Raw genomic sequence first — 25,482 nt, forward strand, 5'->3', positions numbered from 1 at the left:
GCTATTGGGCGGCTTGGCTGGCGTGGTATTCGTCCATCAGCGCTTTAACCGGATCTTCGGTTGCCTGCACGGCAGACAGCGTTTTTTGGAACAGCTCGTTCATTTCCCAGCCCAGCAATTCCGCGCCTTTGGTCATGGCTTCGCGAGAGCAGCCGGCGGCAAAGCTTTTGTCTTTGAATTTCTTTTTCACGCTCTTCACGTCCATATCCTTGCTGGATTTGGACGGGCGCATCAGGGTGGCTGCGCCGATGAGGCCGGTTAGTTCGTCGGCGGCAAACAGGACTTTTTCCATGGTGTGCTCGGGCACCAAGTCCACGTATTCTTCATAGCCGTGGCAGCAGATGGAGAAGATCATGTCTTCGCCCACACCGGCATCGCGCAAAATTTCAGCGCATTTAACGCAATGCTCTTCGGGAAACATTTCAAAGTCGATGTCGTGCAGCAGGCCGACCATGCCCCAGTAATCCACTTCGTCGCCAAAGCCAAATTCTTCGGCATACCAGCGCATCATGGCTTCTACGGCATAGGCGTGGTAGATATGGAAAGGTTCTTTATTGTATTGTTTCAACAATTCAACTGCGGTTTCCCGAGTAATGGTGGGGGTTCTCATTTATACATAAATCCTCAAAAAGAAAAAGAGATGAAGAAAAAGAGAGAAATCCAACTTTAATGGCTTTCTCTCAATTCGAAATGGTGGGTCATGGACGATTTGAACGTCCGACCAACGGATTAAAAGTCCGCTGCTCTACCAACTGAGCTAATGACCCACGGTTGCTGCTGCTAAAATGGCAGTTTATCTGCCAAGTATGCAGAACACCTTGTTCAACAAGGTGTTCCAACATTCTCTAAATCTATTTGGTGGGTCATGGACGATTTGAACGTCCGACCAACGGATTAAAAGTCCGCTGCTCTACCAACTGAGCTAATGACCCTTTGGCTCCCCGAGCTGGGCTCGAACCAGCGACCTGCGGATTAACAGTCCGTCGCTCTACCGACTGAGCTATCGGGGAAAGGAAGATGCGCATTCTAGGGATGGGCGCGGGAGTTGTCAATAAAAATTTTGCAGGGAGCAGCAAAAAAATCAGGAAAAAATTTAATTTATTGAAATAAAGATGGTTTTTTAAGAATGTATTTGGCTTTGGGCTTATAATTTGCTCCGCAACATTCAGACTGTTTGATTCGGGCTGCCGGCAGATGATGCCGGGTGCCCACCTATTTCGTAGTGGATGAACAAAAATCAGGACAAGGCGACGAAGCCGCAGACAGTACAGGTAGTACGGCAAGGCGAGGCAACGCCGTATTGGTTTTTGTTCATCCACTATATGCGGAGGAAAGTTATGCTTGCCAAACCACACCATGCCAAGGCCGAAACCGTTGAGGAGCTGGCCGCCAATTTTGCCGAGATTGAAAACAGAATCCGTGCCGCCTGCCGCCGCGCGGGCAGGCCGGAGGAATCGGTACGGCTGTTGCCGGTTACCAAAACGGTGGACGAGCGGCGGCTGCGCATGGCTTACGGGCTGGGCTACCGCCATTTCGGCGAAAATAAGGTGCAGGAGGCGTGGGGCAAGGCGGAGGCAATGGCGGATTTGCCGATAGCATGGTCGGTGATCGGCCATTTGCAGACCAACAAAATCAAATATGTTGCCCGTTTTGCCGCCGAGTTTCAGGCTTTGGACAGCCTGCGGGTGGCCGAGCAGCTCAACAGCCGCCTGATGCAGGAGGGGCGGGAGTTGGATGTGCTGGTGCAGGTGAACACCTCGGGCGAGGAGAGCAAGTATGGCTTGGCGCCGCAGGAGGTGGTGCCATTTGTGCAGCAACTGACGCCGTTCAAGCATCTGAAAATCAAGGGCTTGATGACTTTGGCGCTGCTTTCCAGCGAGCGCGGCAAGGTGCGCGACTGTTTCGTGCTGCTGCGCACCTTGCGCGACGAGCTGCGCCGCAACCTGCCGGCGGGGATGAGCATGGATGAATTGTCGATGGGCATGTCGGGCGATTTTGAAATCGCGATTGAGGAGGGGGCGACGATTGTGCGGGTGGGGCAGGCGATCTTCGGCGCGCGGGCGTTGCCGGACAGCCATTACTGGCCGGAGAGGAAAAGGCCGGACTGAGCACGGCTGAAGCCCTTGTGCAACTGTTTGGCGTTTGGCCGCTTGCTAACGGGGCCGCATTTATTCGCCAGATACAGGCTACCTGAAAATTTCCGGCTGTGCGGAAAGGTTTTCAGGTAGCCTTTTTGCCTTTGCCGGTTTTGGGGTTCAGGTGCAGGGATAGCGGGGCGAGCAGTTCGAGCACGATGTTGGCGAACAGGGGGCTGTGGATGGGCTCGTCATCGTTGCGGCCGAAGACTTGGGCGACTTCGCTGTCTTGGTTTTGGCCGGGGTGGTCGCGGTTGTCGCGGTATTTGCCGCGGGCGGCATCGAGGGCTTTTTCAGGTAGCCTGCCGGCGGCGAGGTCTGCGGCGGTGCAGGCTTCGGCGGCGGCGAGCGAGGTGCGGGGGAAGAAGGGCAGGGGCTGCTGCTGGCCGAGGGTGTGGTAGTCGAGCCAACGGCCGAGCAGCTCGGCGGCTTCGGCAGCCGGCAGGGGGGGGAGGGTGTTCGGGCTGCCGGGCAGGAGCAGGTGGGTGCTTTGCGGCTGCGGGGCGACGGCGCAATAGACGAGGTGTTGCAGCCACAGCTCGATGGTGTCGGGGGCGTTGAGCGCTTTGGCGCGGTAGAAGATTTGGCCGTGTTGGTACAGATGGTTGAGGCTGCCGGCGAGCACCATGCCGCGGTGGGCGAATTGGAAGGGGAAGTCGAGCAGGCGGGGGCTGCTAAGCAGGGCGGAGTCGAGCTGTTTGGCGGCGCTGCGCTCGGGCGCTTGCAGCAGTTGGCCGAGCCGGCCGGCGGGCAGCAGGCTGTCGGCCTGCATGAGGGCTTCGGTGTGGGCGAAGTCTTCGTTGTGCCGGCGGGCGTCGAGATAGCGTTGTTTGACGGCTTCGGTGTCGGCGATGGCGTAGGGCTCGGCGGAATCGGCGGGGGCTTCGGCATAGGGGCGCTGCCATTGCAGGGCGTGGTGCAGCCAGTAGCGCACAGGGTTTTTCCAGAAATTCAGGAAGCTGCCGAGCGGGATGATGGCGCCGGCTTCGGCAGCGGGCGGGGTGTTGCCGATGAAGGGCTGCGGATCGGCGGGCGGGTGGTTGAGGGCTTGGGCGTAGTCTTGCCGGGTGCTGGAAAGGCTACCTGAAAAATCGGAATGCTCTGAATGGGGGCTACCTGAAAAATAACGGGCGGAGAAGGCTTGCAAGGGGTGTTGGCGGATGTGGGCGGCGGCAAAATCGGCACTGCTTTGGCCGAGCATTTGGGCGAGGGTATCCACCAGTTCGCTCAACAGGGGGGAGGGAGCCTGGGCTTCGTCTTTGAGGTGGTCGCGGCCGATGTAGGAGAGGTAGAGCTCGCGGCGGGCGCTGATGAGGGATTCGAGGAAGAGGTAGCGGTCGTCGTCGCGGCGGGAGCGGTCGCCGGGCTGGGGGTGGCGGGCGATGAGGTCGAAGGCGGGGGCTTTGGTTTGGCGGGGGAACTTGCCGTCGTTGAGCCCGAGCAGGCAGAGGGTGGGAAACGGCAGGCTGCGCATGGGCACCATGCTGCAGAAGGTGATGCCGCCGCGCAAAAAGCCGGCTTCGCTGCTTTGGGCGAGGAAGCGGCGCAGGTGTTCGCAGGCGGTGTCGGGCGGGAGCTCGGCGCGGTAGCCGGCCAGCGCGGCTTCGTCTTGCCAGCCGGCCAGCGCCTGCATGATTTGCTGGCGGGCGGCCTGGTCGGCTTCGGCGGGGGAATCGCCGGCGGTGTCGTCGAGCAGGGCACGGAAACGTTCGGCCCAGCCGGGAATATCGGCGGGGCTTTGCCACAGGCGCTGGTGCGCGCGCAGTTTGCCCAGCAGCCTGAACCAGGCGGCTTGGGCGGGTTGGTAGGCGAGGTCGGCGCTCCAAGGGTGTATTCCCTGCCACAGTTCGTTGCGATCGGCGGGCAGCAGCCAGCCGAGTACGCTGCGCTCTTCGCCCTGCCGCCAGGTGAAGGCTTGGCCGCTGCCGCCGTATTGGGCGCGCATGGCGGCGTCGGCGCCCCAGCGGATGTTGAGCTCGGCGGCACTATGGCGCAGGAAGTCGGCCTCGTCGGCACTGATTTGCCATTGGCGGCGCACGGCTTCGTGGTCGAGCAGGGGCAGCAGGCGTTCGGTTTCGAAGCGGCTCTGCATCAGGGCGATGAGCTGCTCGGCCAGCAGCATGAGGGGCTGGCTGCGGCTGAGGCGCACGTCGGCGATGTTGTAGGGCAGGGCGCGGCTGCCGGGGGCGGCTTCGCCGAATACGGCGTGGATGAAGGGCAGGTAGTCTTCGATGGCGGGGGTGAGCACGGCGATGTGGTGCGGCTGCAGGTCGGGCTGTTCGGCCAGGCGGCGCAAGAGGTGGTCTTTGAGGATTTGCAGCTCGCGCAGGGGGCTGTGGGCGGCTTGGATAACGATGCTGCCGTCCATCTGGGCGCTGCCTGCTGCGGGATTTTTTTCAGGTAGCCTCAAGAGCTGGATGTCGGTTTGCAGGCGTTGCAGCAGGCTGGGGGATTCGGGTGGGGCGGGATAGAGTTCGATTGGCTCGATGGGGCGGCTGCTGGCGGCGAGGTGGTCGAAAAAATCGCGGCCTTGTTTGCCCAGCGAGGCGAGCAGGGGGTGGCCGGCTTCGGCGGCGTCGGGGTGGGGGCGCTTGGCCAAGTGTTTGGGGCTGGGCAGGTCGCCCCAGTATTGCTGGCTGGGATTGACGGCGAAGAGGTGGACTTCGGTGTGCTCGGCCAGGGCTTCGAGCAGCTCGAGATACAGCGGGGCGAGGGTGGAGATGCCGAACACGAGGTAGCGTTGCGGCAGACCGTCGCGGCGCAGGGCGGCGAGCAGCTGCCGGTGCTGGGTGGCGCGGTGGGCAGCGGGGCTTTGCGCGGCGAGGATGCGCCACAGTTCGGCCTGCCAGTCTTCGTCGCTGCCCAAATCGTTGAGCCGGCCGCGCTCCCATTGGGCGAGCCATTGCGGGCGGTACACCAGATATTGGTCGAACACGTCGGCCAGGCGGCCGGCGAGGTGGTAGGCGGCGGTGGGGCTGCTGCTCAGGTAGCCCTGCAACACGGGTGGTAGCGTGGCGGCATGCCCGCCGGCCGGGTCAAGCAGGGGCAGCAGGCGCCAGCGCAACACTTCGGGGGCGAAGGGGTTCAGCCGCGGCGCGGCGGGCAGGAAGCGGCGGGTGAGCTGCCAGCTGAGGGCGGCGGGCAGGCTGAAATTGAGGTTGGCGGCGATGCCGCTGCGTTCGGCCAGATAGTGATTGAGGTAGCGGCGCATGCCCTGGCTCTGCACGATGATTTCTTCGGGCGCGAAGGCGGAGGCAGGCGGGCTGGCCTGCATCAGGGCCACGGCGGTTTCGGCGAGGAATTCGAGGCGGTTGGATTGGTAGAGGTGGAGCATGGGGCGGCCGCTGGAGAAAAGGGAGGATGGCGGCATTATAGCGAAACGGGCGGCGGGTTTCAGGTAGCCTGTTTGGGAAACTGAGCCGGAAGGATAAAGGCTACCTGAAAATCAGTTCGGCGAGCTGTTGCAGCTGGGCGAGGATTTCATGGTTATCTGGGTTGCGGCCACCATCATGCCAGCAATGGCGGGTTTGCCCGTTGGCTAGGCTGAGGGCTTCGATGCAGATGTGGCGGTAGGGGGCGAAAGTGGGGGTGTTTACGTTGATGATGCAAACGTGGCTGGGGGTATCGATATGGGCGATGTAAAACCAGCCTTCACGAGCGCTGCCGTTTTGTTTGGTGTCGATGCGGCAGCCGGGGCGGCCGGCCTGGCCGCTCAGCCATTGGGCCACTTGGATTTGGATTTGGCGGTAGCGTCGGGTGGGGTTCATGGAGCTTGGTTTCGGTTTTGGCTTTGCAGAAACGGGGTTTCTACAGGAAAGCTCGTTTGAACTGCGTTGAAGCTGGTGTTGGCAGGCAGCCTGTTCGAGCAATAGGGCAAAAAGGATAAAGGCTACCTGAAAATCGGTTTTCAGGTAGCCTTCCGTGTATTCAGGGCGTATTTAGCGACGGCAGGGCGCGCGGCGCAGGCTGGAATAGCGGCCGATCACGCTGCTGATGCCGGCGGCGGCGTTGTCGTCCACATTCATGAAGGTAACCTGCATTTTGGATTCGCCCAACTCGGCGGATTGCTCGCCGCCGCCGGCGCCGGTGCGGGCGATTTGCGGATTGAGGCCGGCCTGGCGTGCCTTCACGGCGGTTTGCTCGGCCTGGCGTTCGTTGGCAAAGGAGCCGAGGCTCATGCGGCCGCCGGATACGCTGGCGCTGCGGAAGCCTTGCGAACGCAGCTTGGCGGTGAATTCCTGCACGTCGCCTTCGATGGCCACGCTCACTTGGTAGCGTTCGCCGCCGCGCTGGGCGCGGCCGCCGTCGCGGCGGCGCTCGACCACGCGGGTGGCGGCGTGCGGCCAGCGGGCGAGCAGGCCTTTGATGCGGTGATAGTCGTCTTCGGGCAAGAGCGCGGTGGCGGTGCAGGCGGTGCTGGGCGCGCGGATGCCGCTTTCGGGCGTGGGCTTGGGCTGGCCCTCGGCGGGTTTGCCTTGGGCGGGGGCGTTGCCGCGGGCGGGTGCGGCGCTCTGGCGCGGGCGGGCGGCATCTGCCGGCAACACGGGCACGCCCTGCTGCGCCTGCTGCGGCGCGGTGTTTTGGGCGGGCGCGGCGTGCACCACCACGGTGGTGGGCTGCTGTTGCGGCTGTACCACGGGCGCAGGCTGCGGCTGCGCCATGCGCGTCACCAGCATGCCGCCGAAAACGATGATGTTTAACGCCACCAGAATGGCAAACAGCCACTTCATGTTTGTACAGCCCAGTTGAGTAATCCGTGAAGCACGAGATTATCCACAATTTGAATGGGGTTGTCCAAAGCAAATTTTTCAGGTAGCCCTTGTTTGATTTTGGCCGCGCCGCCGCCGGTGAGGATCACGGCGGTGGGCGCGTCGGGCTGTTTCTGCCGCAGCCGCTCGTGCATGAGCATCACTGCGCCGCACACGGCATCGATCATGCCGCCGGCGATGGCGTTGGCGGTGGTGGTGCCGAAGGGGTAGGGGCGGCCGGCGGGGCGGTTGAGGTTGGCGGTGTGCTGCGCCATGGCTTCTTTCATCAGGTTGAAGCCGGGCATGATGTTGCCGCCGAGGTAATGGTTGTCGGCGGTGAGCGCGTCGATGGTCACTGCCGTGCCACAGCTCACCACCACGCAGGCGTGCGGCGTGAAGAGGCGGCTGCCGAGGATGTTGAACCAGCGGTCGGCGCCGTGTTCGTTCACGCGGCGGTAGTGGTTGCGGATGCCCAAGGCTTGCGGCATGGAGCCGAGCCATTCGGGCTCGCGGCCGAGCTGTTCGGCCACCGCCTGCTGCTTGGCCGCGCCGCACACCGCCGAGCCGATGATGCGCACGTTTGCGCCGCCGTGCTGCCGCCAGCTGTGCCCCAGCGGCTCCAGGTTCCAATAAGCGGCTTTGTCTACTTCCACCATGCGGCCGTTTTCCACCCAGGCCCATTTGAGCTTGCTGTTGCCGGCATCCAGCAGCAGCATTTTGCTGCCGGCCGGTTTTGCCGCGGGCGCGGTGCGGCTGTGCAGCGGGCGCAGGCTGATTTCGCCGCTCACGATGCTGTGCTCCACGCCGTCGGCATCGAGGATGTGCAGCGCGCCGCCCTTGTCCACGCCCAGCGCGGTGCCTTGCAGCAGGGTTTGCCCGTCGCGCAATAACTGCACCGGCTGGTTTTGGTCGCGGTGGCAGGCGTGGTAGCCGTCTAAAAACGGGGCGAGGCCTTCGCGGTCGAACTGCTCGAAGGCGGCGGCCAAATCGGGCAGCAGGCGCTCGGTGAGGCGGGCGACACTGGCGTGCGGCGCGCTGCCCTGCACGGCTTCGGCGGCTTCCACCGCCTTGGGCTGCACGAAATTGATGCCGATGCCCACCACGATGGCGGTTTGGCCGTTGCGGCGCACGGTTTCGGTGAGGATGCCGCCGAGCTTCTCGCCGCCGATCACCAAGTCGTTCGGCCACTTGATCTGCGCCGGCACGCCCAAACCGCGCAGGGCGCGGCAGCACACCAGCGCGGCGGCGAGCGTGAGCCCGCCCAATTCTGCCGGAGGCCGGGCGAAGCACCAGCCGGCGCTGAACATCAGGCATTCGCCGATGCGGCTCTGCCAGCTGCGCCCCTGGCGGCCGCGGCCTTGGGTTTGATGGTGGATGAAGACGATGCGGCGGTGGATGTTGATGCCTTGTTCTTTGGCTTGGGCGATGAGGTAGCTGTTGCTGGAGGGGTGTTCGTGCAGGAGCTCGGCCTGCCAGCCGGCATCCTGCGCCTGCCGCTGCAACACGGCCTCGTCCAATATCGCCAGGGGGCGCACCAGCCGCCAGCGGCCGTCTTGCTGGCGCAGAAGGCCGCGGATGTGCGGCGGCACCTGCTGCCAGAGGGCGTTGAGCTGCGGCGGCTTGAGGCCGATGCGGCGCGCCAGCTCGGTAACGTGGTGCGACCGGCCGTCGGCGAGGGCGGCGAGGAGCTGCCAGTGGATGTCCTGCATCATGCGGCGGGCTCCGAGGCGCGGATTTTGGCCAGGGTTTTTGTGGTGGAGGTTGGGTGCAGGAAGGGGATGGAATACACCTGGCCGCCGCGCGCGAGGGTTTCGGCGGCGCCGACGATGTTTTCAGGTAGCCAGTCGCCGCCCTTCACCAGAATATTGGGCTGAACTTGCTCAATCAGTTCGGCGGGGGTGTCGCTGTCGAACCAGGTAACCAAATCCACGCTTGCGAGCGAGGCGGCCACGGCGGCGCGGTTGGCCAGCGGGTTGATGGGGCGGTCGCTGCCTTTACCCTGGCGGCGCACGGAGGCGTCGGTGTTGAGCGCGAGCACCAGCGCGGCGCCGAGGGCGCGGGCCTGGGCGAGGTAGGTAACGTGGCCGCGGTGCAGGATGTCGAAGCAGCCGTTGGTGAACACCAGCGGGCGCGGCAGGGCGGCGAGCCTCTCGGCCAAGGCTTCGGGCGGGCAGATTTTGCGTTCGAAATCGGGGGCGGGCCAGGCGGTCATAACGGTCTCTTCGGGATAACTAAAGCGCGGATGATACCATTTCTGCGTGCCGGCTTGGTGTTGGGCGGGCGGGAATTGCCGTATAATCCGCAAGATGTTTTTCAGGTAGCCTCTCCGGCACGCCTGAGCCGGCATACAGGCTACCTGAAAAATCTTCCTCCACATTCCAACCCCACACCATGATCCGTTTCGAACAAGTTTCCAAAACCTATCCCGGCGGCTTCCGCGCCCTGCAAAACGTGAGCTTCAAAATCAGCAAGGGCGAGATGATTTTCGTGGCCGGGCATTCCGGCGCGGGCAAATCCACCGTGCTCAAGCTGATTGCCGGCATCACCAAGCCCACCTCCGGCAAAGTGTGGATGAACAGCCAAGACCTCGGCACGCTCAACGACAGCCGCCTAGGCTACCTGCGCCAGCACATCGGGCTGGTGTTTCAAGACCACAAAATCCTGTTCGACCGCAACGTGCTGCAAAACGTGCTGCTGCCGCTGCGCATCATCGGCTACGACCGCCAAACCGCCGACAAGCGTGCCCGCATCGCCATTGAGAAGGTTGGTCTGGGCGGGCGCGAGCTGGCCGACCCCATCACCCTTTCCGGCGGCGAGCAGCAGCGTTTGTGTATTGCCCGCGCCGTGGTGCACCAGCCCGGCCTGCTGATTGCCGACGAGCCCTCCGCCAACCTCGACCGCGCCTACGCGCTCGACATCATGGAGCTCTTCAAAACCTTCCACGAAGCCGGCACCACCGTGATCGTGGCCGCGCACGACGAAACCCTGATGGCCGACTACGGCCACCGCATTTTGCGTTTGCAGGAAGGCAGGTTTGCCGCATGAAACACTATCTCTCACTGCACCTTGAAGCCGCCGCCCAAGCCTTTGCCCGCCTTTTGCGCCAGCCTTTGGGCACATTGTTGGTGCTGCTGATGCTGGCCGCCGCCATGACCCTGCCGCTGATGCTGTATCTCGGCGTGCAAAGCAGCACGCAGGTGCTCGGCCGGCTCAACCAGGCCCCGCAGATGACGATCTACCTCGCGCCCGAAGCGGGCGAAGGTGACATAGCCGCCATCCGCGCCAAGCTGGCAGAAGACGGCCGCATCGCCGCCGCCGAATACGTGAGCAAGCAGCAGGGCATGGCCGAGCTGCAACAGGCCTTCGACGGGCAGGATTTGGTGTCAATGCTGGACGGCAACCCGCTGCCCGATGCCTTTGTGGTCACGCCCAAAGAAGGCGCCACGCCGCAGGAGCAAACCGCGCTGCGGGCCGATTTGGCGGCGCTGCCCAAGACCGAGAGCGTGCAGATGGATGCCGAATGGATGCAGACGTTGTTTCAAATCAACGAATTCGTGCACCGGATTTTCTATTTCCTGGTGTGCACGCTGGGCGCGGCGCTGGTGTTGGTGGCGTATAACACCAGCCGCCTGCAAATCCTCAGCCGGCGCGAGGAAATCGAAATCACCAAGCTTTTGGGCGCGCCCGCTTCGTTTATCCGCCGGCCCTTCCTCTATCAGGCGCTGTGGCAGGGCGTGCTGTCTTCCGCGCTGAGCCTGCTCTTGTGCGGCTGGCTGATGCGCAGCGCCCGCCCGCTGGCCGACCAGATTTTCCGCCCCTACGGCCTGAATTTGGATTGGCGCTTTTTCCACGGCTGGGAGATGGCGGTGATTGTGGCGGTGGTGTGCGGGCTGGGCATGGCGGGTGCCTGGCTGGCCGGCAGCCGGCATTTGCAGGAATTTAAGGCCAGAAGCCGTTAGGCCGGATGGCAAGCAAGGGCTACCTGAAAATGGAGGGAACGTTTTCAGGTAGCCTTTTGCTTGGCAGGATGACCGCGCCAGCAGGGGGAGCAAGCTCGATAAATTTGTGTGGAATGCTCCGCACAGCCACCCGAGGCTACCTGAAAAAAAGTGGCGCAAAGAAATCAGGCTGCCGGAAAACGGGAAATCGGTTTCAGGCAGCCTTTTTGCATAACCCGCCGAACTGTTATAATCGCCGCCCCTTTTTCAGGTAGCCCATCCGCCCACACGCACACAAGGAAACCCATGTTCAGACGCCCGCCCCAACCCACCCTGCCCGAAGCCCTGTTCCAAGCCGCCGGCCAAGGCGACGCGCTGGGCATGGTGCAGGCCGCGGTGGTGTGGCTGCGGCAGGGCGGCACGGCCGGCGCGCCCATCCGTTTCCGCATGCTGAGCCGCCACCTGCAGCAAGACACGGCCGCCTGCCAAACCGTTACCAACCTGCTGTGCCGCTGGCTCTCCAGCGTGCGCATTTATCCCACGCTGATCACCATCGGCATCTTCTCCCGCTCCGGCTTCGGCCACGAATTCCGCCACCGCCTCTACGAGCGCCTCAACCCCGCCTACAAAGACCGCCACGACCTGCGCGACGTGCTCGCCATGCTGTTTCACGGCCGCCACGATGCCGAATGGCTCTCCGCCATCCCGCTGCAATGCTGGCTGCGCCTCCTGGCCCTGATGCGCCACCACACCGACCCCGCCGTATCCGACACCTGCAGCCGCCACCTGCGCAACGAAAGCCTGTATGCCGTGGAAATGCTCTCGGTGTGGGTGGCCGCCGAAGACCTCGACCCCGACCTCATCCGCCTCGAGCCCAAGCTGCTGGATGTGGATTCGCCCTTCGTGGGGCTGATGCGCGAAGTGTCCGACTGGCTGGCGCACTACCGCCAGGCGCCCTTCGCTGGCATGAAGCGCGATTTGGGCGAATGGTTCGACCACAGCCGGGAAAACCAGCCGCCCGCCTACGACGACAGCCACCTCAAAGTGATGATGAGCCAGAGCCGCAAGCTCATCGAACGCCTGCAGCGCAAAGGCACCGGCGCCGGCGCCGGCTCCTCCATGGACGTGGCGCACCTCCTGGAGCGGCTCAAACAAACGCTCAACCGCATGGAGCAACTGATGGCGCTGTTTACCGCCAGCAGCTACCTGCAATGCATGCTGCGCGCCCTGCTGCTGTCGCGCGACATCGCCGTGGCCGTGGTGGCGCAGCGGCGGATTGCCCCGCTGTGGCGCGGCAGCGTGAAAATGCTCGCCCGCAGCATCAGCCAAAACTCCAGCCGCCACGGCGAGCACTACATCACGCGAACCGCAGCGAATACTGGGGCATGCTGCGCTCCGCAGCCGGCGGCGGCGTGCTCATCGCCCTGATGGCGCTGCTGAAAATCCACATCGGCAGCCTGGTGCAGGATCATTTCTGGCACGCCGTGCTGGTGAGCCTGAACTACGGCATCGGCTTCGTGCTGATTCACATGCTGCACTTCACCGTGGCCACCAAGCAGCCCGCCATGACCGCCGCCAGCTTCGCCCAGGCCGTGGAACGCAGCAGCAGCGGCCGCGCCGTGAGCCAGAAGCTGGCGCAATTGCTGATCGACGTGGTGCGCTCGCAGGGCGTGGCCGTGTTTGGCAACGTGCTGGTGGCCGTGCTGCTGGCCTGCCTCATCAGCTGGGGTTTCGCCCACCGCTTCGGCGCGCCGCTGCTGGACGAAGCCACCACCGCCTACCAGCTCAAATCCATGGCCGTGTTCACCACGCCCGCGCTCCTGTTTGCCGCCATCGCCGGCGTGTGGCTGTTTTGTTCCGGCATCATCGCCGGCTTCTTCGACAACCGCGCCGACTACCTCAACCTCAAAATGCGCCTGCGCGAACACCCCCTGCTCAAGCGCCTGCTGCCCGCCGCCTGGCGGCACAAACTGGCCGACTACCTCCACAACCACTACGGCGCCATGATGGGCAACTTCTGCTTCGGCTGGCTCCTGGGCATGACCGGCTACCTCGGCCACCTCACCGGCCTGCCGCTCGACATCCGCCACGTGGCCTTCTCCTCCGCCAACTTGGGCTACGCCGCCGTGAGCGGGCATATCGGCCTCTTCTCCTTCGCCGCCAACCTGCTGATGGTGCTGATGATTGGCGCGGTAAACCTGTTGGTGAGCTTCTCCATCACCCTGTGGGTGGCGCTGCGCTCGCGCGATGCCGTGGTGGACGACCCGCTGCAAATCGTCGGCAGCACCATCGCGCTGGTGAAGCAGAAGCCCAAAAGCCTGTTCTTTCCCCCGCCAGCCGCGCCCGAAGCCGACCCCGAGAAAAAGCCCCCGCGCCAAGTAAATAGCAGGCCTTCCGCACGCGATAAAGGCTACCTGAAACATGCCATGGCACATTTCAGGTAGCCTTTTCGGCAATCGAACGGGATGCAGGCGGCTCATCTGCGTTGAGGCTACCTGAAAGCGCGAGCTTCAACGAAGTTAAAACTATTTGGGCGGAACACGGTAGGGTGTGTGGCGCAGCCACGCACGCGGATAGGGGATTTCAAACAACGCGTGCGTGCGTTCCGCACACACCCTACCATGCGGGCTACACTTGCTAAGGCATAGCTTCAAATAAGTTAAAATAGCCGTATCATTTTTCAGGTAGCCTGCCGAGGAAACTATGCCGGAAGAACCCAAACAAAATCATCGCAACGACCCCGCCGCCAAACCGCCGTATTCGTGGCGGGTACTGTTTATTTACAGCCTGTTCGGCGCGCCTGTGGGTTCGGTATTGCTGCTGCTCGGTCTCGGTTTAATCGATCCCCATCCGGATCAGGCTTTCCGGCTGATTCCCATCGCCGTTTTGCTCGGCTACCTGGCGGGCGGCATCCCCGCCACCCTCACCGGCTTGCTGGCCATGCTGCTGCGCCTGAAGCGCAACCTACCCGGCATTGCTGCCGTCACGGCCATCGGCGCGCTGCTGTCGGGCATGTGGTGGATAGTGTTGGACATATTCAGCGGATGGGCCTTTACTGCCAGCGGCGCAGCGGCGGCTTTCGCGTTGTCGGCATGCCTGCCCAAGCCGGCGGAATAGGATAAGGGATTTCAAACAACGCGTGCGTGCGTTCCGCACACACCCTACCATGCGGGCTACACTTGCTAAGGCATAGCTTCAAATAAGTTAAAATGGCCGTATTATTTTTCAGGTAGCCTGCCGAGGAAACCATGCCGGAAGAATCCAAACAAAATCATCGCAACGGTTCCGCCGCCAAACCGCCGTATTCGTGGCGGGTGCTGATTATTTACAGCCTGTTCGGCGCGCCTGTGGGAACGATGCTGTTCATACTGTTCACCATTAGCTCGTTCGATCTGCTGAATCTAAGAGCCTTGTTCAGCAATATGCCCATCATCATCCTAGTCGGTTACGCCTTCGGCGGCATCTCCGCCGTCCTCACCGGTTTGCTGGCCATGCTGCTGCGCCTGAAGCGCAACCTGCCCGGCATTGCTGCTGTAACGGCAATCGGGGCGCTGCTATCAACTTGTGTGGCCGTGATGTTCAATCTCGGCGGAGAATTGCCATTTATGGTCATTGGCGCAGCGGCAGCTTTTGTGTTGTCGGCATGCCTGCCCAAGCCGGCGGAATAAGTTTTTCAGGTAGCCTTTGCCTGCGTTGAGGCTACCTGAAAAATCGCCAGGCCGGGCATTCACGCTCGCCTTGACACGGCGCATGAATTGTCGGGCATCCATGCCCTGCCTGCCGTCTGCCAACTATGCCGCCCGCCCAAAAGGCTACCTGAAAATTTCGCCGCGCAGAAACTCGGCTTGGGCTTCGCCCCAACATTTTTAACTTCGTTGAAGCTCACGCTTTCAGGTAGCCTATAATCCGCCCGTATCCTTCCCCGCAACTCAATTCACGGATTCCCCATGCCCGCCGATATGCTCACCCAAGCCCGCCGTTTTTCCCTTTGGCTGTCGCGCCAGCTCGACAGCGGCCAGCTCGATGCCGCGCGTTTGCAGCCGATGTTGGCCAAGCCGTTAAGCCCGCAGGATTTCGCCGGCTTCGCGCCGTGGGATGAAATGGCCGCGGCGGCCGACGAAGCCGAGCTGGCGCGGCAGCTGCGCCTGTTGCGCCGCTATGTGCTCGCGCAGATCATGGTGCGCGATTTGTGCGGCACGGCGCCGCTGGCGGAAGTAACCGAATCGATCACCCGCCTGGCCGATTTCGCCGTGAACACCGCGCTCGCTTTTGCCGAGGCGCACTACACCGCGCTCTACGGCACGCCCATCGGTCGCCACAGCGGCGCGCCGCAGCATTTGAGCGTGGTGGCCATGGGCAAGGCCGGCGGCTTCGAGCTGAACGTGTCGTCCGACATCGATCTGATTTTCGTGTATCCCGAAGCGGGCGAAACCGACGGCCGGCGCAGCCGCAGCAATCAGGAGTTTTTCACCAAGGTGGGGCAGAAGCTGATCGCGCTGTTAAACGACATCACCGCCGACGGCCAGGTGTTCCGCGTGGACATGCGCCTGCGGCCCGACGGCGACAGCGGCGCGCTGGTGCTCAGCGAAACCGCGCTGGAGCAATATCTGATTGTGCAGGGGCGCGAGTGGGAGCGCTATGCCTGGTGCAAAGGGCGCGTGATCACGCCCTATGCCAACGGCATCCGCAGCGTGGTGCAGCCCTTCGTGTTCCGCAAATACCTGGATTACAGCGCCTACGAAGCCCTGCGCGGCCTGCACCGCCAAATCCGCAGCGAAGTGGGGCGCAAAGGCATGCAGGGCAACATCAAGCTCGGCGCCGGCGGCATCCGCGAAGTGGAATTCGTGGCGCAGGTGTTCCAGATGATACGCGGCGGGCAAAACCGCAGCCTCCAGCTCAAAGGCACACAGGAAACGCTTTCCGCGCTGGCCGAAGCCGGCATCCTCGCGCCCGAAGCCGCCGCGCGCCTGCTCGAAGCCTACCGCTTCCTGCGCCGCCTCGAACATCGCCTGCAATACTGGGACGACCAGCAAACCCAAACCCTGCCCGAAAGCCCCGAGCAGCAGGCCCTGCTGGCCGAAAGCATGGGCTTTGCCGGCTACGAAGCATTTTCAGGTAGCCTCAACGAACACCGGCAGCAGGTGGCCGAACAGTTCAACCACATCCTCAGCAGCCCGGAAGAAAACGAAAGCGCGGCCGAACAGCCGCTCAACGAGCTGTGGCAGGGCGAAGCCGATGCCGCCGAATGGGCGGCGCAGCTGGCCGAAGCCGGTTTTGCCGCAGAAGCCGTGCCGCCCGTGGCCGCGCGGCTGGCACAAATCCGCGGCAGTAGCCGCTACCGGCATTTGTCTGTGCGCGGGCAGCAGCGTTTCGATGCCGTGCTGCCGCGCGTGATTGCCGCCGCCGCCGAAAGCAGCCGCCCCGCCGAAGCCCTGCCGCGCCTGCTTGATTTCCTCGACAGCATCAGCCGCCGCTCCGCCTATCTGGCCTTTTTGCAGGAATACCCCGCCGCCTTGAAGCAGGTGGCCGAGCTGATGGCGCAAAGCCCCTGGCTGGCCGAATATTTGCAGCAGCACCCCGTGTTGCTGGATGAATTATTGTCTGCCCAGCTCATGGAACGGCCGAACTGGCCGCAATTCATCGGCGCGCTGGCCGGCAGCCTGCAAGCCGCCGGCGACCCCGAAGCCAAAATGGACGTGCTGCGCCGCTTCAAACACGCACAAACCTTCCGGCTGGCCGTGCAGGATTTGGCCGGGCTCTGGCCGCTGGAAGCCCTCAGCGACCAGCTCTCCTATCTGGCCGACATCCTGCTCGAACACACCGCGCAGCATGTTTGGCAGGCCATGCCCAAGGTGCACCGCCCCATGCCGCAATTCGCCGTCATCGGCTACGGCAAGCTCGGCGGCAAAGAGCTGGCCTATGCCTCCGATTTGGATTTGGTGTACCTCTATGCAGACGATTCGCCCGAAGCCGCCGACGTGTACGGCAAATTCGCCCGCCGCCTCACCACCTGGCTCTCCGGCAGCACCGGCGCCGGCACGCTCTACCAAACCGACCTGCGCCTGCGCCCCAACGGCGACAGCGGCTTCCAAGCCCACAGCCTCGAAGCCTTCGCCAAATACCAGCAGGAAAACGCCTGGATTTGGGAGCATCAGGCCTTAAGCCGCGCCCGTTTCGTGGCCGGCAGCCCCGAAGTGGGGCGCAAATTCGAAGCCGTGCGCCGCCAAATCCTCAGCCTGCCGCGCGACGAGGCGCAGCTGCGGCGGGAAGTGGTGGAGATGCGCAACAGGATGCTGCCCACCCACCCCGCGCACGAATACAACGTGAAATACGCGCGCGGCGGCGTGGTGGACGTGGAATTCATCGTGCAATTCTGGGTGCTGCTCCACGCCCGCCGCTATCCCGAGCTTTTGGAAAACTACGGCAACATCGCCCTGCTCGATATGGCCGCCCGCCGCGGCCTGGTGAGCCCCGAAGCCGCCGCGCGCACCGCCGCCGCCTACCGCCACTACCGCCAAGTGCAGCACCGCCAGCAGCTGCACGGCGCCGGCGCCGTGCAGGTGGATGCCGCCCTGCTCGCGCATTATGCCCAAGTGGCCGAACTGTGGCAGACCGTATTCGGCGAAGCCATCCGCTAGGGCAGGCAAGGAAAAAGGCTACCTGAAAAATATCTGCCTGGCAGAGCTTTGCTGCGCGGCATTTTAACTTCGTTGAAGCTCACGCTTTCAGGTAGCCTTTTGAGTTTGGCTTGGCGAGGCAGGGTGTGTGGCGCCAGCCACGCACGCGGATGGGGGATTTCAAGCAACGCGTGCGTGCGTTCCGCACACACCCTACGCTCGCTTGCTGCGTTGGCTGCGGCTAATCCAAGCCACTTGCTGATTGGCGCGAGGCTGGCAAAAGGCTACCTGAAAAGTTTTCAGGTAGCCTTTTGAGTTTGGGCTTACGGCTGGGAAGAGGCAGCGGGTTCGCTGGCTCGAGGTGTCGGGATTAAAACTTTATTAACAAAATTGGCTGCCTCTATGTGAGTCCCAAACTCTTGTGGACATCTCTCCCCCCTTCCCCATGGGTTAGGATTCTGCTCGAATTTAGAGTACCCCAAAGCCGGCACAAAGGCATACATGGTTTTCTCGGCCATCAACTCATTGTTTCGTGTGTCAATGACCTTAATTGTAGTTCCCGCTATCCAATGTTTACGGTTTTCCCACGAAATATCATTCTCATAAGTAACGGCATAACGAGCGGGATGCACAGGACTAAGCTCAGTATGAAACGGTTGATCTGAAGTGATTTTCCAATCACCGCTATAACGAACAATAGAATTATCTTTCTGAAGAACATCAACATAACGGTATCCATCACTATTCAAATAAGCATGGATATTTCGCATATAGTAGGACAAAAAGCTGGCAATGTAGTTTTTGCGAGTAGGGCTACCTTCTATCGCCGCATCCTCCCACATCTGGTCTTTCCGCGGATTGTAGAAGCTGTCTTGGTATTTCTCGTCATCCCCGCGCACTTTCAGCAGCAGGATGCCGTCCACATTCTCGGCGGTGCGGTAGATCTTCTCGCCGGCGTTTTGGCACAGTTGGTCGAAACGCTCTTTGGCGGGCTCGTAGCGTTGGCGCCATTCGGCTTCTTCCGCTGCGGCTTTCTGCTGTGCCCTTTGATGGTCGCGCACCAGGGGCGAAATGCAGGAATAGGGCACGGCAATCAATACCAGCAGCCCTGCCCAAAAGCGGTTTTTGCGGGGCGTTTTCTTGAGCACGCCGCGCATGGCGAGGAGGGTGAGCAAGGCGATGCCCAGCAGCCCGCCCCACACGATCAGTTTGCCTAAATCGCTGGGTGTGAACATAGCTCTTTTCCTGAATGATGGCGACAAGCCAAAGGCTACCTGAAAACGGTGTGCGGGCATAGCCCGGGCTGAATTTCTGCGAAGCGCAAATATCCTGCCCGCCAAGCGTGAAGCGGGCGGCTGCCTGAAATTGCACTTCGCCGAGCTTCCCCCTTCAGCCGGCTTCGCAGCGGCAAACAGCCCGCAACCTTGCCGGTGCGGGCTGTTTGCTTGCCATGCCGTTGCCGCTTAGGGCAGGCAGCGGAGGTTTTGCAGCAGGTTGAAGCGGTGGCGCAGGAAATTGTCTTTTTGGCGGGTGATTTCGGCCAGGTTTTCTGCCTCGCCTTTCAGCTCTTTGCCTTCGAGTACCAATACCTGCCCCTGCCGCTGCAAGGCTTGCCAGGCCAGCGCATCCCATTCTTCCGGTGGCAGGCCTTCGGCGCGGAAGCGCAGAAACAGGCGGTCGAGGTAAGCCAGCTCGATGCCGCCGCCAATCACGGGGCTGGCCAGCCAGCCCAGCGGGCTGTCGGTTTCGTCGTTGGAGAGGACGTGGCGGTTGAAGCGGTGGCAGGCGGGGAGCTGCCGTTCGATGCTGTCGGCGGGGGCGCAAACGGCCAGGTCGTTTTTGGCAAACAAAACGGCCAATGCGGAATAGAGCTGGACGGCATCGATTTTGCCGGCCAGCGCCTGCCGCAGTTCGCCCACGTTGTGCACGGCGTTGTCGGCGAGCAGGTCGAGCAGGGGGTCGTAGATTTCGGGAATCACGTTCACGGAGAGCAGGTAGGCCACGGCGGGGTTGAATGCGGCGCGTTCGGTGAGCAGGATCACATCCAGCGCGTCCCATGTGCGGGTTTGCTCCGACAGGCCGATGCGCCGCCCGCCTTTCACCCAGTAATCGCAGCGGAACTGGCGGTTGGTGAGGTAGTCTTTTACGGTTTGGGCGAAGGAAGGGTCTTTGATGCGGTTGATAAAGGCCTGCTGCTCTTCGTTAAACAGGCAGAAGGAGAGGTCTTCCACATGGCGGGCGGAACAGGCATAGGAGAGTTTGGCGCTGCCCAGCCATTCTTCCATCTGGGAGAAATACATGGGCTGCCAGTCGCGGTTGAGGTATTCGTGGGCGATGTAGCCGGGGGCGTGGGCTTTCAGGTTTTGCAGGCGCTGGGGCAGGTCGGGCGCGTTTTTCACCAGGTGGGGGCTGTGTTTGAGCAGCTCGCTGCCGAAATCCAGGGCCTGGCTGATGCGTTCGCTGCGGCTGCCTGTGCCCAAGTGGTCGCCATGCTGTTGCAGGATGTGGCGCACGGGCAGGTGCGGCGCCCAGGAGGGCAAAACGTTGTAGCTGATGTAGAGCACGCCGCCGGCGGTGAGTTTGCGGCGGACGAAATCCACGATGATGCGGCGGTTTTCGTCGGAAACCCATGTCCAGATGCCGTGCAGGGAGATAAAGTCGAAATCGGGCAGGTCGTCGCGGGCGCAAAATTCGGCAAAGCCTTGTTCGGCCAGCAGCAGTTTTTCCCGGCCCACGCTGGATTGGGCGGCCAGGCTGCGCGCGAAGCTGGCTTGGGCGGGGTTGAAATCGGTGGCACACCAGGCGGCGCGGCCGGCGGCGGCGTGGATGTTGGCCGATACGCCCTGCCCGAAGCCCAGTTCGCAGGCGTGCACGATCGGCGGCACGGCCAGCCCGGCGCTCAAAAAGGGGATGGCGATGCGCTCGGGGTTGAGCTCGGTGTAGTAGCCGTAGGTATAGCTGATGTCGTTTACATAGCCTTCCGACCAGTCTGGGGCGCTCATTTGGTGTCCTGATTTGTGAGGTGGGGAAGGCGCTATTTTAGCAAACAACGGCGGCGGCAAGAGGCCGATTTGCAAGCGGGCAGGATGGGAAAGGCTACCTGAAAAGTGTGCGCATGATTTTCAGGTAGCCTTTTGTTGCCTTCGCGCTAGCCTTTTTCGGGCGGCAGCAGCGGCTCGCCGGCGGCGATTTTGTCGAGCAGGGCGGCGCAGCAGGCGGTGAGGATGTCGCGGGTTTCGCGGAAGTTGCCGGTGTACCACGGGTCGGGCACGTGGCTGTGGCGGCGCTTGGGCAGCAGCCGGGTGATGTTGAACATTTTTTCGGGGTGGCGGCCGAAGCGGCGTTCCATTTCAGCGAGGTTGTTATCGTCCATGGCGAGCAGGTAGTCGAAGTCAGCGAAATCTTGGCTGCGCAGGCGGCGGCTCACGAAGCCCTGGCTCTCGATGCCTTCGGCTTCGAGGATTTCGAGGCTGCCGCAGTGCATGCCTTCGCCGTCGTGCCAGCCGGAGGTGCCGGCGCTGGCGGTTTCCACGGGCAGGCCACGCGCTTGGGCCATGCTGCGGCACAGGTATTCGGCCAGCGGCGAGCGGCAGATGTTGCCGAGGCAGACGAAAAGGATTTTGGTGGGTTGGCTCATGAGGCTACCTGAAAATGATGTCTTGCGAAGTAGGGCGGGGTTTCTGCAAAGTTGAAACTAATGACTTAATGTGGCCAAGGCGGGGTGGTTGGGGTTGCGGCGGCTGGCCTGATTTCAGGCAGCCTTGGCAGGCGCACCGGTTTCAACTTCAGCGCTCGGCGCGGCGGAACACCCATTCTTGCTCAGACGAGGCGGCGGGGCAGAAGGCGTAGCCTTCGCTGTCGAAATCCAGCAGCTGTTCGGGCTCGGTGAGGGCGTGTTCGGCGGCGTAGCGCAGCATCAGGCCGCGGGCGCGTTTGGCGTAGAAGCTGATGATTTTGTAGCGGCCGTTTTTTTCGTCTTGGAATACGGGGGTGATGAGGCGGCCGCCGAGCTGGGCGGGCTGCACGGCTTTGAAGTATTCCTGCGAGGCGAGGTTGATGAGCACTCGGGTGTGCGCCTCGGCCATGCGTTCGGCCAAAAGCTCGGTGATGCGGCTGCCCCAGAAAGCGTATAAATCTTTGCCGCGCGGGTTGGCGAGCTTGGTGCCCATTTCGAGGCGGTAGGGCTGGATTAAATCGAGCGGGCGCAGGAGGCCGTAGAGGCCGGAGAGCAGGCCGGCGTGGCGTTGCAGCCACTGGATTTGCGGCGGGCTGAGGCTTTCGGCATCGAGGCCTTCGTATACGTCGCCGTTAAACAGATACACGGCCTGCTTGGCGTTTTGCGGGGTGAAGGGGGGCTGCCAGGCGGCGTTGCGCTCGGCGTTGAGGCGGGCGATTTTGTCGGACACGCCCATCAGCGCGGCGATGTCCTGCGGCGGCAGATCGCGCAGTTGGCCCATCAGGATGGCGGATTGCTCGAGCAGCGCGGGCTGGCTGTGTTCGGCGGTGGGCGCGGGGCGGGTTTCGTTGAGGTTTTTGGCGGGGGAGAGGATGAAAAACATGGCGGCACGGGGCGGAAAAATTTCAGATGGCGGGAGTGTAGCTTTTGGCGGCGCGGCGGGCAAATGCGGCGGCGGGGGATAGCGAAAGGAAATGGGGGCGATTAGGGCGCGGGGAGCAGAGGCTACCTGAAAAATGGGGGATTGCTTGCGGCGGGGAAGCTAGCCTCAATGCCGCCGGAATGCGGCGGCACGCTGTTTAACTCTGTGAAGCTTGCGCTTTCAGGTAGCTTTTCGGTGCTTGAGGCTACCTGAAAATCCCTAGCGCCCTAAAATCTCATCCAGCGCCTCGCGGCTGGTGGGGCTGAACACGTTGAGCGCGCCGGCGAGCAGCAGGGTGCCGGGCGGGAGGCCTGCGCGGCCGGGCGGCGGGGTGCGGCAGAGGAGTTCGCAGTCGAACACGCCCATGTTGGTGGCGGTGTCCTGCCAGGAGAGGGTGATGTGCACGTCGAGAGTGATGCCGACGGGGATTTCAGGTAGCCCGAAGCTGAGCTTGCGCGTGCCGAGCAGGAAGCCGAGCTGCACGGGGCGGCCGGCGTCCAGAGCCTGCGCGCCCGCCCATGCGCCCACGCCCTGCGCCATGATTTCCATGCCGAGCCAGCCGGGCAGGGCGGATGCGCCGGGCGGCAGTAGGATGCAGTCGGGTCGGACGGTGCAGACGGCGTGCAGGCTGTTGTTGTCGTAAGACAAAACTTCGTCCAGCAGCACCATGCGGCCGCTGTGCGGCAGGAGGGCGGCGGGCTGTTTAATCGGGCATGGCGGCATGTTCTTCTCCGATGATGAGGACGCTGTTGTTGCCGCCGAAGGCGAAGGACGAACTCGCGCCGATGCGCCGCCCTTGCGGCCAATGGCTACCTGAAACTGTGAGCGCGATGGCGGGCAGCGCGGGGTCGGCCCGGCCGTCCCATAGTTGCGGCGGCAATGCGCCTTCGGGGTTGTCGCGGCGGCTGGCCATGAGCCATAAAAATGCGGCTTCCAGCGCGCCTGCCGCGCCGAGGGTGTGGCCGGTGAGCGGTTTGGTGGAGGTGGCGGCGGTTTGGCTGCCGAACACGTCGGCCACGGCGCGGCTTTCCATGCCGTCGTTGAGCGGCGTGCCGGTGCCGTGCAGGTTAATCCAGCCGATGCTTTCGGGCGGCAAACCGGCGTGCTTCAAGGCTACCTGAAAAGCCTGTGCCGCGCCGAGGCCGTCGGGACGGGGGGACGACATGTGGTGCGCGTCGCTGCTGGCGCCGTAGCCCAACAGCGGCAGGGTGTCGCCGCCGCCTTCGCGCGTCATTATGAACACCGCCGCCGCTTCGCCGATATTGATGCCGTTGCGGTTTTGGGAAAACGGGTTGGCGAGGCCGTCTGAAAGCACTTCCAGCGCGGCGAAACCGTTGATGGTGAGCGGCGAGAGCGTGTCCACGCCGCCGCACAGCACCGCGTCGCACACGCCCAGCCGCAAGAGCCGCGCCGCGCTGATGAGGGCGCGCGCGCCGGAGGTGCAGGCGGTGGACACGCCGTAGCACGCACCCCGCAGACCGTACACCGCCGCCGCGAAATCGGCGGGCGAGGAAAGCAGCTGCGCCTGCTGTTTGAACGGGATGTCCGTCCAGCCGCCGCCGTCGACAACGTGTTGAAACAGCGGGATGTTTTCGTCCGCGCCGCCCACCGATGTGCCAATCACCACGCCGATTCTGCCTGCGCCGTAGCGGCTGAGGGCTACCTGAATCTGCGGCTCGATTTGCGCCAAAGCGTCCCACAGCAATTGGTTGTTGCGGCTGCGGTGTTCGGCGGGCAGGCTGTCGGGGAACGGGCGCAGCTCTCGGTTTACCGCGCCGAAAGCACGGTTTTTGCCCTTCACCCATTCCGTAGAAAAAGTGAGCGGGCTGTTTTCGGACGGCCTCAACAGGCCGCGCACATGTTCCGCCGCGCCGCTGCCCAACGCCGACACCAAACCCGGCCGGCCGAGGTATGCCCGTGCCTTATTCATCGCCTTCTCCCAAAGGCGTGAGCCGCCATTTCGCCCCGCCGCTGTCCAACTCGCGCGGCCGGCCGTCTGAAAAACCGTTTTCCAACAGCGGGAACATCGCCGTGAACACCGCCTGCGAAGTATGGTTCGGCGGCACAAAGCCGTCGCGCCGCCAGCCGCTTGGCGTGGCCAGCAAACGCGCCAGCGGCGCACCGAACGCGTCGGTTTGAATCCAGCGCGACTGCCCGCCCGCCTCGCCCTGCACCACCAACAGCGACACCTGCTCCGCCGCGCCGGTTTCGTCCAGCCGCTCCAGCTTGAAACGGCGGCTCTCGCCCGCAGCCAGGTGCGGCAAATCCTGCGGGGCGAAGGTGGCGCCGCAGGCGGCAAGCAGCAGCGCGGCGAGGAGGGGGAGGAAGAATCTGGCGGGCATTTTCAGGTAGCCTTTGCGGGGTAAACGGAAGGAGGGATTATAGACGAAGCCGGGGCGGGAGTGGATTGAGGAGGATGAAAGCCTTCATCCCTTAATCGGCAATCGGCAGGCCGGATGACAAAATCCCGTCTGTACCTGCCGATTTTTTGTTTTCAGACGGCCTTTTGATAGGGCCGTCTGAAAACGGCCGGTGTTTACTTGTCCAGCCGCTTCAATTGCCTGGCGGCATATTTGTTGCCTGCCTCGGCGGCGCGGCGGTAGTAGCGGACGGCTTTTTTCAGACGGCCTGCATCTTCATAGAGGACGCCGAGGTTGGATAAGGCAAGGATGCTGCCCGCGCGGGCGGCGAGTTTGTACCATTTTCCCGCCAGGCTTTTGTTGCGGCGCACGCCTTTGCCGTTGTAGTGGAGGAAACCGAGGTTGTTGCAGGCATCGGCATCCGCCTGCAGGGCGGCGCGGGCGTACCATTTGCGGGCTTTGTCGTCGTTTCGGGGCAGGCCGAGGCCTTTTTCGTAGCAGTAGCCGAGGGCGCGTTGGGCATCCGGATGGCCGGCCTTGGCAGCTTTGCGGTAGAGCAGGCAGGCCGTCTGAAAGTCTTTTTTGCCGCCCAGGCCTTTTTCATATAGATAACCGAGGCGGTAGGCCGCATCGGGAGAGTTGCTGCTGTGTTGCTCAAGGGCGCGCGCATACCATTTGCGGGCGTGGCGGTAGTCGGGTTTTTCTGCAAATTCGTATAGGCAGCCGAGGGCTTCCTGTGCTTCGGCGTGGCCGAGTTTGGCGGCACGGCGGTAGTATTTTTCGGCTTTTGCGGGGTTCGGTTTGACGCCGTAGCCGTATTGGCACGCGCGGCCGAGGCCGAACCAGCCGTCGGGGCAGCCTTTTCTGGCGAGCCGGCGGTAGGTGCGGCAGGCGGCACCGGCTTCGGCAGGATCGGCGGTTAAGGAGGCGTAATAGAGGTATTCGAGCAGAGCGGCGCGGTAGAGGGATTTGGGATTCATGTTTCTGCCTTTCCAGGGTTTTCAGACGGCCTTTGAGGCCGTCTGAAAGCTTGTCGGAACAGGTTCGGATAGACGGCAAACCAAGCGGCAATACCGCCGCATACCG

At 62.9% G+C, this 25,482-nt stretch carries 22 protein-coding genes, 3 tRNA genes and 1 pseudogene; 8 read left to right on the plus strand and 18 right to left on the minus strand.

The features are described 5' to 3' along the window. Nucleotide 1 precedes the first annotated feature (1 nt). From H9Q10_RS00690 to H9Q10_RS00705, 4 genes are all read right to left on the minus strand, one after another. Nucleotides 2–610: an HD domain-containing protein gene (locus H9Q10_RS00690; RefSeq protein ID WP_197902126.1), complete on the minus strand. Its 609-nt coding sequence runs from the start codon at nt 608–610 to the stop codon at nt 2–4. Nucleotides 611–691: 81 nt separating this feature from the next. After that, nucleotides 692–767 (minus strand) — tRNA-Lys (locus H9Q10_RS00695). A gap of 89 nt (nt 768–856) precedes the next feature. After that, nucleotides 857–932: transfer RNA gene (locus tag H9Q10_RS00700), tRNA-Lys, on the minus strand. A gap of 2 nt (nt 933–934) precedes the next feature. Further along, nucleotides 935–1,010 (minus strand) — tRNA-Asn (locus H9Q10_RS00705). Nucleotides 1,011–1,337: 327 nt separating this feature from the next. Here H9Q10_RS00705 and H9Q10_RS00710 point away from each other — a divergent pair. Continuing rightward, on the plus strand, nt 1,338–2,108 hold the full coding sequence (locus H9Q10_RS00710; RefSeq protein WP_197902347.1) for a YggS family pyridoxal phosphate-dependent enzyme: 771 nt from the start codon (nt 1,338–1,340) through the stop codon (nt 2,106–2,108). Nucleotides 2,109–2,220: 112 nt separating this feature from the next. Here the strand turns inward: H9Q10_RS00710 and recC are convergent, their stop codons facing one another. From recC to H9Q10_RS00735, 5 genes are all read right to left on the minus strand, one after another. Further along, complete coding sequence (gene recC, locus H9Q10_RS00715) at nt 2,221–5,469, minus strand: exodeoxyribonuclease V subunit gamma (protein WP_197902348.1); 3,249 nt, start codon at nt 5,467–5,469, stop codon at nt 2,221–2,223. Nucleotides 5,470–5,569: 100 nt separating this feature from the next. Next, nucleotides 5,570–5,902: a hypothetical protein gene (locus H9Q10_RS00720; RefSeq protein ID WP_197902127.1), complete on the minus strand. Its 333-nt coding sequence runs from the start codon at nt 5,900–5,902 to the stop codon at nt 5,570–5,572. A 171-nt stretch (nt 5,903–6,073) separates the two neighbouring features. Then, nucleotides 6,074–6,865 (minus strand): cell division protein, encoded by a 792-nt coding sequence (locus H9Q10_RS00725; protein ID WP_197902128.1) that lies wholly within the window; start codon nt 6,863–6,865, stop codon nt 6,074–6,076. Then, on the minus strand, nt 6,862–8,595 hold the full coding sequence (locus H9Q10_RS00730; RefSeq protein ID WP_238480103.1) for a biotin--[acetyl-CoA-carboxylase] ligase: 1,734 nt from the start codon (nt 8,593–8,595) through the stop codon (nt 6,862–6,864). Before H9Q10_RS00730 ends, H9Q10_RS00725 begins: the two co-directional genes overlap by 4 nt. Next, on the minus strand, nt 8,592–9,095 hold the full coding sequence (locus H9Q10_RS00735) for an adenylyltransferase/cytidyltransferase family protein (RefSeq protein WP_197902350.1): 504 nt from the start codon (nt 9,093–9,095) through the stop codon (nt 8,592–8,594). Before H9Q10_RS00735 ends, H9Q10_RS00730 begins: the two co-directional genes overlap by 4 nt. 179 nt (nt 9,096–9,274) lie before the next feature. Here H9Q10_RS00735 and H9Q10_RS00740 point away from each other — a divergent pair, with 179 nt between their 5' ends. The 7 genes and pseudogenes from H9Q10_RS00740 (at nt 9,275) to glnE (ending at nt 17,459) form a co-directional block, all read left to right on the plus strand. Continuing rightward, on the plus strand, nt 9,275–9,928 hold the full coding sequence (locus H9Q10_RS00740; protein WP_197902129.1) for a cell division ATP-binding protein FtsE: 654 nt from the start codon (nt 9,275–9,277) through the stop codon (nt 9,926–9,928). Beyond that, complete coding sequence (gene ftsX, locus H9Q10_RS00745; protein ID WP_197902130.1) at nt 9,925–10,842, plus strand: permease-like cell division protein FtsX; 918 nt, start codon at nt 9,925–9,927, stop codon at nt 10,840–10,842. The genes H9Q10_RS00740 and ftsX overlap by 4 nt, the downstream gene beginning before the upstream one ends. Nucleotides 10,843–11,202: 360 nt before the next feature. Further along, nucleotides 11,203–13,265 (plus strand): annotated as a pseudogene (locus H9Q10_RS00750) (site-specific recombinase). Between the two features lie 259 nt (nt 13,266–13,524). Then, entirely contained in the window at nt 13,525–13,938 is a 414-nt protein-coding gene (locus tag H9Q10_RS00755; RefSeq protein WP_197902131.1) for a hypothetical protein, read from the plus strand. 131 nt (nt 13,939–14,069) lie between these two features. After that, on the plus strand, nt 14,070–14,489 hold the full coding sequence (locus H9Q10_RS00760) for a hypothetical protein (RefSeq protein ID WP_197902132.1): 420 nt from the start codon (nt 14,070–14,072) through the stop codon (nt 14,487–14,489). Between the two features lie 87 nt (nt 14,490–14,576). Then, entirely contained in the window at nt 14,577–14,726 is a 150-nt protein-coding gene (locus H9Q10_RS00765; RefSeq protein ID WP_197902133.1) for a hypothetical protein, read from the plus strand. Nucleotides 14,727–14,768: 42 nt separating this feature from the next. Next, nucleotides 14,769–17,459 carry a bifunctional [glutamate--ammonia ligase]-adenylyl-L-tyrosine phosphorylase/[glutamate--ammonia-ligase] adenylyltransferase gene (gene glnE, locus H9Q10_RS00770; RefSeq protein WP_197902134.1) on the plus strand — a complete coding sequence of 897 codons (2,691 nt, stop codon included), beginning with the start codon at nt 14,769–14,771 and terminating at the stop codon, nt 17,457–17,459. On the opposite strand, the gene H9Q10_RS00775 is transcribed toward glnE, so the two are convergent. From H9Q10_RS00775 to H9Q10_RS00815, 9 genes are all read right to left on the minus strand, one after another. After that, complete coding sequence (locus H9Q10_RS00775; protein ID WP_197902135.1) at nt 17,456–17,626, minus strand: hypothetical protein; 171 nt, start codon at nt 17,624–17,626, stop codon at nt 17,456–17,458. The two genes, glnE and H9Q10_RS00775, sit on opposite strands and share 4 nt — an antisense overlap. A gap of 135 nt (nt 17,627–17,761) precedes the next feature. Next, the gene (locus tag H9Q10_RS00780) at nt 17,762–18,673 is read right to left on the minus strand and encodes a hypothetical protein (RefSeq protein WP_197902136.1); all 912 of its coding nucleotides are present in this window, start codon (nt 18,671–18,673) and stop codon (nt 17,762–17,764) included. Between the two features lie 228 nt (nt 18,674–18,901). Beyond that, complete coding sequence (locus tag H9Q10_RS00785; RefSeq protein WP_197902137.1) at nt 18,902–20,440, minus strand: methyltransferase regulatory domain-containing protein; 1,539 nt, start codon at nt 20,438–20,440, stop codon at nt 18,902–18,904. 146 nt (nt 20,441–20,586) lie between these two features. Then, on the minus strand, nt 20,587–21,075 hold the full coding sequence (locus H9Q10_RS00790; RefSeq protein ID WP_197902138.1) for a low molecular weight protein-tyrosine-phosphatase: 489 nt from the start codon (nt 21,073–21,075) through the stop codon (nt 20,587–20,589). A 148-nt stretch (nt 21,076–21,223) separates the two neighbouring features. Continuing rightward, nucleotides 21,224–21,997: a peroxide stress protein YaaA gene (gene yaaA, locus H9Q10_RS00795; RefSeq protein ID WP_197902139.1), complete on the minus strand. Its 774-nt coding sequence runs from the start codon at nt 21,995–21,997 to the stop codon at nt 21,224–21,226. A gap of 258 nt (nt 21,998–22,255) precedes the next feature. Then, entirely contained in the window at nt 22,256–22,759 is a 504-nt protein-coding gene (locus H9Q10_RS00800; protein WP_197902140.1) for a hotdog family protein, read from the minus strand. After that, nucleotides 22,740–23,966: a beta-ketoacyl-ACP synthase gene (locus H9Q10_RS00805; protein WP_197902141.1), complete on the minus strand. Its 1,227-nt coding sequence runs from the start codon at nt 23,964–23,966 to the stop codon at nt 22,740–22,742. The genes H9Q10_RS00800 and H9Q10_RS00805 overlap by 20 nt, the downstream gene beginning before the upstream one ends. After that, nucleotides 23,959–24,378 carry a hypothetical protein gene (locus H9Q10_RS00810; RefSeq protein ID WP_197902142.1) on the minus strand — a complete coding sequence of 140 codons (420 nt, stop codon included), beginning with the start codon at nt 24,376–24,378 and terminating at the stop codon, nt 23,959–23,961. Before H9Q10_RS00810 ends, H9Q10_RS00805 begins: the two co-directional genes overlap by 8 nt. Nucleotides 24,379–24,572: 194 nt before the next feature. Further along, nucleotides 24,573–25,376 (minus strand): tetratricopeptide repeat protein, encoded by an 804-nt coding sequence (locus H9Q10_RS00815; RefSeq protein WP_197902143.1) that lies wholly within the window; start codon nt 25,374–25,376, stop codon nt 24,573–24,575. Between the last annotated feature and the right edge of the window lie 106 nt (nt 25,377–25,482).

Source organism: Eikenella glucosivorans (assembly GCF_016025525.2).
GTDB lineage: Bacteria > Pseudomonadota > Gammaproteobacteria > Burkholderiales > Neisseriaceae > Eikenella > Eikenella glucosivorans.

What these genes read in the sequence shown, in the direction of transcription:
- H9Q10_RS00790 (WP_197902138.1), bottom strand. Translation starts at nt 21,075, where the DNA reads ATGAGCCAACCCACCAAAATCCTTTTCGTCTGCCTCGGCAACATCTGC.
- H9Q10_RS00810 (WP_197902142.1), bottom strand. Translation starts at nt 24,378, where the DNA reads ATGCCCGCCAGATTCTTCCTCCCCCTCCTCGCCGCGCTGCTGCTTGCC.
- H9Q10_RS00725 (WP_197902128.1), bottom strand. Translation starts at nt 6,865, where the DNA reads ATGAAGTGGCTGTTTGCCATTCTGGTGGCGTTAAACATCATCGTTTTC.
- H9Q10_RS00760 (WP_197902132.1), top strand. Translation starts at nt 14,070, where the DNA reads ATGCCGGAAGAATCCAAACAAAATCATCGCAACGGTTCCGCCGCCAAA.
- H9Q10_RS00805 (WP_197902141.1), bottom strand. Translation starts at nt 23,966, where the DNA reads ATGAATAAGGCACGGGCATACCTCGGCCGGCCGGGTTTGGTGTCGGCG.
- H9Q10_RS00720 (WP_197902127.1), bottom strand. Translation starts at nt 5,902, where the DNA reads ATGAACCCCACCCGACGCTACCGCCAAATCCAAATCCAAGTGGCCCAA.
- yaaA (WP_197902139.1), bottom strand. Translation starts at nt 21,997, where the DNA reads ATGTTTTTCATCCTCTCCCCCGCCAAAAACCTCAACGAAACCCGCCCC.
- glnE (WP_197902134.1), top strand. Translation starts at nt 14,769, where the DNA reads ATGCCCGCCGATATGCTCACCCAAGCCCGCCGTTTTTCCCTTTGGCTG.
- H9Q10_RS00755 (WP_197902131.1), top strand. Translation starts at nt 13,525, where the DNA reads ATGCCGGAAGAACCCAAACAAAATCATCGCAACGACCCCGCCGCCAAA.
- H9Q10_RS00690 (WP_197902126.1), bottom strand. Translation starts at nt 610, where the DNA reads ATGAGAACCCCCACCATTACTCGGGAAACCGCAGTTGAATTGTTGAAA.
- H9Q10_RS00730 (WP_238480103.1), bottom strand. Translation starts at nt 8,595, where the DNA reads ATGATGCAGGACATCCACTGGCAGCTCCTCGCCGCCCTCGCCGACGGC.
- recC (WP_197902348.1), bottom strand. Translation starts at nt 5,469, where the DNA reads ATGCTCCACCTCTACCAATCCAACCGCCTCGAATTCCTCGCCGAAACC.
- H9Q10_RS00710 (WP_197902347.1), top strand. Translation starts at nt 1,338, where the DNA reads ATGCTTGCCAAACCACACCATGCCAAGGCCGAAACCGTTGAGGAGCTG.
- H9Q10_RS00780 (WP_197902136.1), bottom strand. Translation starts at nt 18,673, where the DNA reads ATGTTCACACCCAGCGATTTAGGCAAACTGATCGTGTGGGGCGGGCTG.
- H9Q10_RS00815 (WP_197902143.1), bottom strand. Translation starts at nt 25,376, where the DNA reads ATGAATCCCAAATCCCTCTACCGCGCCGCTCTGCTCGAATACCTCTAT.
- H9Q10_RS00735 (WP_197902350.1), bottom strand. Translation starts at nt 9,095, where the DNA reads ATGACCGCCTGGCCCGCCCCCGATTTCGAACGCAAAATCTGCCCGCCC.
- H9Q10_RS00800 (WP_197902140.1), bottom strand. Translation starts at nt 22,759, where the DNA reads ATGCCGCCATGCCCGATTAAACAGCCCGCCGCCCTCCTGCCGCACAGC.
- ftsX (WP_197902130.1), top strand. Translation starts at nt 9,925, where the DNA reads ATGAAACACTATCTCTCACTGCACCTTGAAGCCGCCGCCCAAGCCTTT.
- H9Q10_RS00740 (WP_197902129.1), top strand. Translation starts at nt 9,275, where the DNA reads ATGATCCGTTTCGAACAAGTTTCCAAAACCTATCCCGGCGGCTTCCGC.
- H9Q10_RS00785 (WP_197902137.1), bottom strand. Translation starts at nt 20,440, where the DNA reads ATGAGCGCCCCAGACTGGTCGGAAGGCTATGTAAACGACATCAGCTAT.